Genomic DNA, 268 nt, shown 5'->3' on the forward strand with positions numbered 1-268 from the left:
CCGTGCTGGCGGGCACCGCGACCCTGCTGTTCCGGCTGCGCCGCCGTTCGATCGGTGCTGCCATTTCGGTCGGATCGACCGCGGGCTTGCTGGTGATCGCCGCGGTGCTGATGGGCCGCACCTATGGCAACCCGCCGCAGGTCTACGATCTCGGCAACTGGCCTGCGCCGTTCGGGATCGTGCTGGTGCTCGATCAGCTTTCCGCGCTGATGCTGGTGCTGACCGCGCTGCTCGGGCTGGCGGTGGCGTGCCATGTCGTGCTAACCGG

Annotated in this window: 1 protein-coding gene; it reads left to right on the forward strand. The window is 69.0% G+C overall.

Translation table 11 applies throughout. The features are described 5' to 3' along the window. Window positions 1-268: hypothetical protein (locus tag FLQ44_RS22950; RefSeq protein WP_206209140.1), on the forward strand; the 268-nt coding region annotated here is incomplete at both ends.

The organism is Vogesella mureinivorans (assembly GCF_007644035.1).
Taxonomy (GTDB): domain Bacteria; phylum Pseudomonadota; class Gammaproteobacteria; order Burkholderiales; family Chromobacteriaceae; genus Vogesella; species Vogesella mureinivorans.